The organism is Paenibacillus forsythiae T98 (genome assembly GCF_000520735.1).
GTDB classification, from domain to species: Bacteria; Bacillota; Bacilli; order Paenibacillales; family Paenibacillaceae; genus Paenibacillus_AQ; species Paenibacillus_AQ forsythiae.
Genome location: NZ_ASSC01000792.1, coordinates 1 through 3,772 on the forward strand (window position 1 = coordinate 1; position 3,772 = coordinate 3,772).

Below are 3,772 nucleotides of genomic sequence, written 5' to 3' on the forward strand. Positions count from 1 at the left end.
GCTGCGCCCAAGAATCCGGCCGTGGGCAAGACGCAGAATCCGGCCGCCGTGGCTTCGCCGACGACGGATACCTACTCGGCCAAACCGGCCGCCTCCAGTATTGCTCTGCGCATTCCTAGAGGAGTCACCCTCTACCAGGTCTCGGATCTGCTGGCAAGGGCGGGAGTAATCCAGGACAAGGAGGCGTTTCTGCTTGCCGCCCGCAGCCGCAAGGCGCAGACCCGGATTCAGTACGGGCCGTACCGCTTTGAGGCCGGACAAAGCGTTGATTCAATCATTGACGAGCTCGTTAGGGTAAAAGAGTGACCGCCGCCGCGTTTTAAGCGTAATTATAATGTGACTATTGACCCGTATGATCAGGAATCGCGATTTATGACAAAAATCGTGGGCCAGACATTGCATCCAATGTAGTCTTATGATATATTAAATGACGGTGTTAAAACACACGCCGGTTGATTACAGCAAGCGGTGCTTTCTTCCGAAGAAAGTCTTGCTGCAAGATGATACTCGGCGGAGGGACACACAATAAACCAAACTTAGGAGGTGTGTGAAGATGGCAGTAATCTCCATGAAGCAGCTTCTCGAAGCTGGGGTACACTTCGGTCATCAGACTCGTCGTTGGAACCCGAAAATGGATCGTTATATCTTCACTGAAAGAAACGGAATCTACATTATCGACCTGCAAAAGACGGTCAAGAAAGTAGAAGAAGCTTACAACTTTGTTAAAAGCGTAGCAGGTGACAGCGGTACGATCCTGTTCGTTGGAACAAAGAAACAAGCCCAAGACTCTGTAAAAGAAGAAGCCGAACGTTCGGGCATGTACTACATCAACCAACGCTGGCTCGGCGGTACGCTGACGAACTTCCAAACGATTCAAAAGCGTATCGACCGTCTGAAAAAGCTGGAAGCTTGGGAAGAGGACGGCACATTCTCCGTTCTGCCTAAGAAAGAAGTCATCCTTCTCCGCAAAGAGAAAGATCGTCTTGAGAAATTCCTGGGCGGCATCAAGAATATGAAAGGTCTGCCAAGCGCATTGTTCATCATCGATCCGCGTAAAGAGCGCATCGCTGTTGCCGAAGCGCGCAAATTGGGCATTCCGATTGTCGCTATCGTTGACACGAACTGCGATCCGGACGAAATCGACTACGTTATTCCGGGCAATGACGACGCGATCCGCGCCGTTAAGCTGCTGACGGGTAAAATGGCCGACGCTGTTGTTGAAGCCCATCAAGGTGAAGACACAACTTCAGCTTAAGTCCTGCTGATTTGAATATCGAATATGAAATTAAATGAAAAGGGTGGTCGGCAGGTGGATAACCTCTCACTGCCCTTTTTTTACCGAATGAAGAGCTTTTAAGCTTCCGGGGTCCCCGCAAAGTACCTGACTAAGGTTCTAAAGCCAAGGCTGCTCTTTGTGGGGGCGTTTTAAATTAGAAGGCTAACCAATGATCTGGAGGGATTATACAATGGCAGTAGATGCAAAATCCGTAAAAGAGCTTCGCGAAAGAACCGGCGCCGGCATGCTGGATTGCAAAAAGGCGCTGGAAGAAGCTGGCGGCGATCTGAACAAAGCGGTTGAAATTCTTCGTGAAAAAGGCCTTTCCGCAGCAGCGAACAAGGCTGGACGCGCAGCGACTGAGGGTGTTGTCGAGTCTTACATTCATGCTGGCGGCCGTATCGGCGTTCTGGTAGAAATTAACTGCGAAACCGACTTTGTCGGCAAGACCGACCAATTCAAGGAGTTCGCGCGCGATATCGCCATGCAAATCGCCGCAGCCGCTCCGCGTTTCGTGCGTCGCGAAGAAGTTCCTGCGGATGAAATTGAGAAGGAAAAGGAAATTCTGAGAGCGCAAGCGCTGAACGAAGGCAAACCTGAGAAAATCGTTGACAAAATGGTTGAGGGACGCATCAACAAGTACTATGAAGAGCATGTACTGCTTGAGCAAGCTTTTATCAAAGATCCCGACAAAACCATCTCCAACCTGCTTAACGAAAAGATCAGCACCATTGGCGAGAACATCTCCATCCGCCGCTTTGTCCGTTACGAGCTGGGCGAAGGACTCGAGAAGAAAGTCGACAACTTCGTAGAAGAAGTCATGGCTCAAGTGAAACAATAATAAGCTTTCGCGGCCCGCGCCGCAGAGTTGAACATATGGAAGGCACTCTCAAGAGCGGAACACGGAAACCTGGTGTTCCGTCTTTTGCAAGCGGAAGTAGACGGATCTGCTCTCCTTACGGGGACGCCGGGCCGAAAATGAGACAGCTTGGCCGCCGATTCACCCTCGCCGCGCATGCGGCAGGGGCGCACGATTAACCTGGGGCCTGTAAGGCACTATTGCAAAGTGAGGGTATACAATTTGGAACAGCCGATATTTAAAAGAATAGTCCTGAAGGTCAGCGGCGAATCGCTGGCAGGGCATAACGGTTACGGGATCGATGCGGATACGATCAGCTCTATTGCCGAGCAAGTGAAGGAAGTAGTCGAGCTGGGCGTCCAGGTCGCCATCGTTTGCGGTGGCGGCAACATTTGGCGGGGCATCGCGGGCAGCGCAAGCGGCATAGACCGCGCGACGGCTGATTATATGGGCATGCTGGCTACCGTAATGAATTCACTGGCTTTGCAGGATTCCTTGGAACAGAGCGGCGTACCGACCAGAGTACAGACTTCGATCTCGATGCAGCAGATCGCAGAGCCTTATATCCGGCGCCGGGCTATTCGGCATCTGGAGAAAGGGCGGGTCGTTATTTTTGCGGCAGGTACGGGCAACCCATTCTTCTCGACCGACACAACCGCAGCGCTCCGGGCGGCTGAAATCGAAGCCGAAGTCATTCTGATGGCCAAGAATAAAGTGGACGGCGTCTATTCCGCTGATCCGTTCAAGGACAGCAATGCTATAAAGTACGAGCAGCTTACTTATTTGGATGTGCTCAACAAGAATTTGGGCGTAATGGATTCAACCGCATCCTCTCTCTGCATGGATAACGATATACCACTGATTGTGTTTGCCATTACGGAACAGGGCAACATCAAACGCGTCGTTCTGGGTGAACGCATTGGAACAATTGTTAAAGGGAGTGTAGAATAATGCCACAATCGGTCAAGAAAAATGCCGAGGAACGTATGGAGAAAGCGATTTTGTCGCTCAAACGCGACTTGTCGACACTCCGGGCAGGCCGTGCGGCGCCTTCGCTGCTCGACCGCATTCAGGTGGAATATTACGGAGCGCTGACTCCGGTCAATCAGCTTGCCAACATCAATACCCCGGATTCCCGCACGCTGCTTATTCAGCCATGGGACAAATCCTCGCTTAATGATATCGAACGGGCGATCATGAAATCCGATCTTGGACTTACACCTGCTAATGATGGCACCACGATCCGTCTGTCCATTCCCGCGCTTACGGAAGAACGTCGCGGGGAGCTTGTCAAGCTGACGAAAAAGTTCGGTGAAGAAGCAAAAGTGGCGATCCGCAACATCCGCCGCGACGCGAATGACGACATCAAAAAGATGGAGAAGAACGGCATTTCGGAGGACGAGTCCCGCGGCCATCAAGAGAACATCCAGAAGACGACGGACAAGTTCATTGCCGAGGTCGATAAAGTGCTCCTGGCTAAAGAAAAAGAGATTATGGAAGTATAAAGATAGCGCAGAAATTAAGGCCCCTCCTCAATTGGTGGGGTTTGTCTCTTTCTCGCAAGAAATATGGAGGAAACCTTAATGATCAAACGGGTTCAATCTTGGCTGGGCCGGGAAGAGCGGCAGCAGCCGGTC

At 51.5% G+C, this 3,772-nt stretch carries 5 protein-coding genes; all 5 read left to right on the forward strand.

Annotated elements, in window-relative coordinates:
- A partial coding sequence (locus tag L692_RS30085; RefSeq protein ID WP_025702534.1) for an endolytic transglycosylase MltG occupies positions 1-306 on the forward strand: 306 nt, incomplete at its 5' end.
- A gap of 247 nt (positions 307-553) precedes the next feature.
- On the forward strand, positions 554-1,255 hold the full coding sequence (gene rpsB, locus L692_RS0124305; protein WP_025702535.1) for a 30S ribosomal protein S2: 702 nt from the start codon (positions 554-556) through the stop codon (positions 1,253-1,255).
- A gap of 211 nt (positions 1,256-1,466) precedes the next feature.
- Positions 1,467-2,117: a translation elongation factor Ts gene (tsf, locus tag L692_RS0124310; RefSeq protein WP_025702536.1), complete on the forward strand. Its 651-nt coding sequence runs from the start codon at positions 1,467-1,469 to the stop codon at positions 2,115-2,117.
- Positions 2,118-2,357: 240 nt separating this feature from the next.
- On the forward strand, positions 2,358-3,086 hold the full coding sequence (gene pyrH, locus L692_RS0124315; protein WP_025702537.1) for a UMP kinase: 729 nt from the start codon (positions 2,358-2,360) through the stop codon (positions 3,084-3,086).
- Positions 3,086-3,640: a ribosome recycling factor gene (gene frr / locus L692_RS0124320; protein WP_025702538.1), complete on the forward strand. Its 555-nt coding sequence runs from the start codon at positions 3,086-3,088 to the stop codon at positions 3,638-3,640. The genes pyrH and frr overlap by 1 nt, the downstream gene beginning before the upstream one ends.
- The last annotated feature ends 132 nt before the right edge of the window (positions 3,641-3,772 follow it).

What these genes read in the sequence shown, in the direction of transcription:
- rpsB (WP_025702535.1), top strand. Translation starts at nt 554, where the DNA reads ATGGCAGTAATCTCCATGAAGCAGCTTCTCGAAGCTGGGGTACACTTC.
- tsf (WP_025702536.1), top strand. Translation starts at nt 1,467, where the DNA reads ATGGCAGTAGATGCAAAATCCGTAAAAGAGCTTCGCGAAAGAACCGGC.
- frr (WP_025702538.1), top strand. Translation starts at nt 3,086, where the DNA reads ATGCCACAATCGGTCAAGAAAAATGCCGAGGAACGTATGGAGAAAGCG.